5 protein-coding genes are annotated in these 5,234 nt (G+C 49.7%); 2 read left to right on the top strand and 3 right to left on the bottom strand.

What is annotated here, in order from left to right; all coding sequences use genetic code 11:
• Nucleotides 1–189 (top strand): hypothetical protein (locus KDK14_RS03210; protein WP_257263580.1); only part of this gene is annotated, 189 nt, incomplete at its 5' end.
• A gap of 143 nt (nucleotides 190–332) precedes the next feature.
• Here KDK14_RS03210 and KDK14_RS03205 read toward each other — a convergent pair.
• A complete protein-coding gene (locus KDK14_RS03205) occupies nucleotides 333–500 on the bottom strand; it encodes a hypothetical protein (RefSeq protein WP_257263579.1) in 168 nt (55 codons plus the stop codon).
• On the opposite strand from KDK14_RS03205, the gene KDK14_RS03200 reads away from it, so the two are divergent.
• A complete protein-coding gene (locus KDK14_RS03200) occupies nucleotides 489–1,772 on the top strand; it encodes a hypothetical protein (RefSeq protein ID WP_257263578.1) in 1,284 nt (427 codons plus the stop codon). The genes KDK14_RS03205 and KDK14_RS03200 overlap by 12 nt on opposite strands.
• Before the next feature lie 282 nt (nucleotides 1,773–2,054).
• Here the strand turns inward: KDK14_RS03200 and ppk1 are convergent, their stop codons facing one another.
• The gene (gene ppk1, locus KDK14_RS03195) at nucleotides 2,055–4,244 is read right to left on the bottom strand and encodes a polyphosphate kinase 1 (protein ID WP_257263577.1); all 2,190 of its coding nucleotides are present in this window, start codon (nucleotides 4,242–4,244) and stop codon (nucleotides 2,055–2,057) included.
• A gap of 220 nt (nucleotides 4,245–4,464) precedes the next feature.
• Nucleotides 4,465–5,234, bottom strand: a 770-nt coding sequence (gene hemB / locus KDK14_RS03190) for a porphobilinogen synthase (protein WP_257263576.1), incomplete at its 5' end; no start/stop codon positions are given.

Here is a 5,234-nt window from a genome sequence, read left to right as displayed (position 1 = left end):
TCACCTCACAAAACTGAATTTTTATCCTCAATTTTCTGCCATCCTCGCTACGGGGACGCCCAGTCGGGCGCTATTCTCGGACAGCCTCCTGGCAGTGATGCTAATTCACCGGACTGTCAAAACGGCAACTTTAAGGGCCTGGAACGATCAGTACTGACCATAAATGATCAGGAAAAACATCTTTCATGATGCTGAAAAACAGTCTTTAACGAGGGCTAAGAGACGGTTTGTGAAACTTTTCATTCCCATTGCTGTCCAATACAAAATATAAATATTTAAGGAGAATTAGCATGCAAGCTATGGGCGATAAAATACTGGACGCCTCGACTTCATCATCTCAAAGGGCTGACATAAGCAATAATGACAAAAGCGTATGTGGCACCTGCTAAGAGGAACGCGATAAGAAATTCCTTGCTATTCAACATGATATTCAATTTCTTCTTGGCAAATTTACCAATCGCATTGAAGACAGGAACATTGCCCCCTTGGTGACTAATCATCACGCAATCCTGACTGAAGACAGTTTGAAAGCAGCCCTGGAAAACGCTGCAGAAACCCTGGATGTTCGTCAGGCCAGGGAATCTCTTGAATTGTCACCGTCCGAAACCGTCTCTCAGGCAGTTGCCGAAAAAGTATTGCGTGGTGTCTTGCAAAAAGCCATAGCCAAGGTTATGACAGACCGCGAATACCAGAATACCCTGAAATTTACCGAGTTTTTTTTCCGCCATGGCAACGTTAGCAAAGAGCTGGCAAATATGGCCCTGCAAATTTGTTTTCTCGCTGATGAGTTAACGTATGCACAAGAATTGAATACAAAATACGGAGCACAACTTGAGGCTCCTGCTTTTCGGGCAGTCCTGCAGCAAATGGCCCAAACATTGAATACAACAAGAACCAATACGTCTTTACATATTACAAAAATCACTATGCTATTCGAACTGGCCATGCCTGACGACGCCGTTCACACCATTGCCAAAGATATCCTGACGGAAGTACTGAAAAATGGGATAACTCAGGCCGAGGATTTAACCTCTTCCGGCAGATTACTCGACATCCTGGCATTTACTAAAATTATCTTCTGCCATGGCTTTTATGATAAAAAGTTAGCGAATATGGCCCTGGAATTCTGTGTTCGCACCAATGAGTTTGACCATGCACGAAAATTTAAAACAAACTTTCAAGCAAAACTTGAGGCTACTGCTTTTCAGACAATTCTGCAGGAAATGCCTCGGAGATGTAGTCACATTCTGGCGCATAAAATTGAAGAACTATTGAACCTGATAATGCCTGATGCATCCGCTCAGACCATTGTCGGGGAATTCCTGGCGAAAACACTGCAAAATGAGTTGACTCTGCAAGCCGTGGATGAGAACTACTTCCGTTACAACGAAACCTTGGACTTCACACATCTTTTTTTCAGATTTGGCATTATCAACGCCGCTCTGGTCAACACAGCACTGAAGCTCTGTAGATTCATGGGAAAGGTCACAGATGCACAAAATATAAAAGCAAAGTACTGGGAATTTGTTGATGAAACTGACCAGACACCCGATGACGACTTTACCTCTACAGAGGGAAGAAACCATAAGCCTGAACTAAACCATCAATCAGGATACAACAGACACGCAATTCCAAGTTTTGCTGACAAAATTGGTTACCAGCTGACAAATGATCAGCCTAAAGACTATAGGAATATGGCGAAAATTGTTCACCCTGACAAACAGAACTCTGACGAACTAATGAAAGAATTAAACAGGCTCTACGAAAAATAAACATTCAATGATGCTCGACAGAAACAGGTTGTTCCACATCCTGCAGGCGCTGGTATGCATTCCCGGGCGAAACCAGGAGGCTGTCAGACTGCCCTGCACGGCAACTGCTCCTGCATCCATGCAGTCGTGCGGTGGCAGCAAACTGGTCTAAAAAGTCGGAAACTTTTAGTAAATCGAACCACTATTCACTAAAAATTTCCGACTTTTATCCTCAATTTTCTGCCATCCTCGCTACGGGGTCGCCCGGTCGGGCGCTACTTTCGGACAGCCTCCCGGGGAGTATCAGTCACTAGACGGCTTGTTAGCAATAATCGCCAGCGTATCCATCAACCGCTCCTGGGCATTACGTCGGCGCTGACTCCGAACCGGTCGGTTTTTCTCATACTCACCGTCACTTTGCAGCTGCCAGCTGCGGGTGTTATCGGTGAGGTAGTAGTCCAACTCTTTTTTGATGCGGGCGGCGAGTTTGGGGTCTTCAACAGGGAAGCAGGTCTCAATGCGCATATCCAGATTTCGGATCATGGCATCAGCACTGGAACAATACACCAGTGCGTCATTGTCGCCATTTTCAAAATAGTAGACACGGGTGTGCTCAAGAAACCGTCCGACAATGGAGCGCACGCGGATATTTTCCGAAAGTCCTTCAATCCCGGGCCTCAGGCAGCAGATACCCCGAACAATCAGATCAACCCCAACACCGGCCTGGGAAGCCTTGAACAACGCTTTTATCATATGAGACTCAGTGAGTGAGTTGATTTTGATGATAATCCGGGCCGGTTTTCCCTCTTTGGCGTGATTGGTTTCCTGGTTGATCAGATCAATCAGGCTCTTTTTCAGTGTGAAAGGTGCATGGAATAGCTTGCGGACACGGACCGCACGACCCATCCCGGTGAGCTGCTGGAATATTTTATGGACATCGTTGGTCAGTATCTTGTCACAGCTGAGCAGGCTGTAATCGGTGTAGAGCCGGGCATTGCCGGCGTGATAGTTGCCGGTGCCCAGGTGAGCATAACGCTGGATATGCCGCCCTTCACGACGAACAATCAACATCATCTTGGCATGGGTTTTGTAGCCGACCACACCATAAACGACGACGGCTCCTGCTTCTTGCAGACGACGGGCCAGGGCCAGGTTTTCCTCTTCATCAAACCGGGCGCGGATTTCTACCACAACCGTCACCTCTTTACCCTGCCTGGCGGCTTCTACCAGGGCATCCACCATTTCTGAGTGAGCACCGGTGCGATACAGCGTCTGTCGAATGGCCAGAACATCAGGGTCCTTGGCGGCCTGACGGAGCATGTCCACCACCGGCGTGAACGACTCAAAGGGGTGATGGAGCAGGATGTCCTGTTTGGCCACCAGGTCCAGCACGTTGTTGCTGTGCTTGCGTTTACTGTGCAGGCCTTTCGGGTAGCCGGGGGTAAACGGCGGGAAGACCAGATCCGGTTTGTCGTTGGTGTCGCAAATGGACATCATGCGGGTCAGGTTTACCGGTCCACTGACCTGATAAACGTCTTCATTGGTCAGGCCAAATTCATTGAGTAGAAAATCCACCAATGGTTGTGGGCAGTTGTCTGCCACCTCCAGGCGTACCGCCTTGCCGTAACGACGGGTGAGCAGTTCACCCTGCAGTGCCTTGGCAAGGTCTTCAACTTCATCTTCAAGGTCCAGGTCGCTGTTGCGGGTCAGCCGGAACTGATAGCAGCCTTTGATGTCCATGCCGGGGAACAGGTCGCTGACATGGCGATGGATAATCGAAGAGAGAAAGACATAATCATTCTCCCGGCCATCGCAGATATCGTCAGGCATTTTGACGATACGTGGTAACGACCGGGGTGCCGGGATGATGGCCATACCGGTATCGCGACCAAAGGCATCCTTGCCTTCCAGGGAGACAATAAAGCAAAGCAGCTTGTTCGCCAGCCTTGGGAAAGGGTGGGCAGGGTCCAGCCCGATAGGGCTGATGATGGGCATGACTTCATGGTAAAAAAAACGCTTGATCCAGGCCTGCTGCTTTTCCGTCAGCTCAGTGCGGCGCAGAAAGCGAATACCCTCTTTTCGCAGGGAAGGTAACAGGCTGTCATTCAATATCTGATATTGCAGCCCGACGTATTCCTTGGCCTTCTGGCTGATCTCTTTCAAGACCTGCTGTGGCCCCATACCATCGAGGCCCACCTGCTCACGGGAGAAGTCGATCTGCTGCATCAGGCCAGCGACCCGGATTTCGAAATATTCATCAAGGTTGGAGCTGAAAATCAGCAGAAACCGGAAGCGTTCCAACAGCGGGTATTCTTCGTTCAAGGCCTGCTGCAGCACCCGGAAATTAAACGCCAGATGGCTCAGTTCACGGTTAATGTAATAGTCAGGGTTCTGATAGTCACTGACCTTTGGGGGCTTGCTGGCAATGGGCCCGGCAGGCTCAGATGATTGAGCCCGGGTTTCCTGAACATCCGACTGTTGGGGGTTATCCATATGACCTCTTTCTCAGCAAAAATATCAGCATTCAGGCTGATGATGACCGGTTTCAGTGGCTTTTGTCATGGATCTTGTCAGTGACATTTGTCAGAGATTCAACCAATGGACCGGTAAACAGGCGACTCTGATGGGGCAGGGAGAATGTCGCATTATTCATTTTAATCTAACAGAAACAGTAAAGACTATTCCCCCGACATGAACGATCATTCTGTTTTAATCAGGCGTTCATTTTATAAAGCGCTCTGGCAGCATCTTTAGCAAAATAAGTCAGGATGGCATCCGCTCCGGCCCGGCGAAAACACATCAGGGACTCCAGCATCACGGCATCGCCATTAAGCCAGCCATTGGCAGCCGCCGCCTTGTGCATGGCGTATTCACCACTGACCTGATAGGCAAAAACCGGCACCTTGAATTCATCCTTAACCCGGCGAACGATATCCAGATAAGGCATGCCCGGTTTAATCATCACCATATCTGCGCCCTCGGCCAAGTCTGCTGCCACCTCGTGCAGCGCCTCGTCACTGTTGGCAAAGTCCATCTGAAAGCTGAACTTATTGCTTTTGCCAAGATTACCCGCTGAGTCTACCGCATCCCGGAACGGACCGTAGTAATTGGAGGCGTATTTGGCAGAATAGGCCAGGATGCGGGTATTGGTATAACCTGCTTCTTCCAGATGCTGGCGGATGGCACCAATTCGTCCATCCATCATGTCTGATGGGGCAACAATGTCTGCGCCTGCTTCGGCATGGGACAGGGCCTGACGGACCAGGGCCGCAACCGTTTCATCATTGACCACATAACCATCTTCATTGGTCAGGCCATCAAGACCGTGGGAAGTAAAGGGATCCAGCGCCACATCGGTAATCACACCCAGCTGCGGGAACTGGCTTTTCAGCGCTCGAACCGCTTGCTGGGCAAGGCCTTGTGGGTTCCAGGCTTCTTCTGCCTGCGCGGATTTTTTATCAGCCGGTGTGACCGGAAACAGGG

The organism is Endozoicomonas sp. ONNA2 (assembly GCF_024606365.1).
Lineage (GTDB): Bacteria > Pseudomonadota > Gammaproteobacteria > Pseudomonadales > Endozoicomonadaceae > Endozoicomonas.
This window is presented reverse-complemented; position numbering and strand designations above follow the sequence as displayed.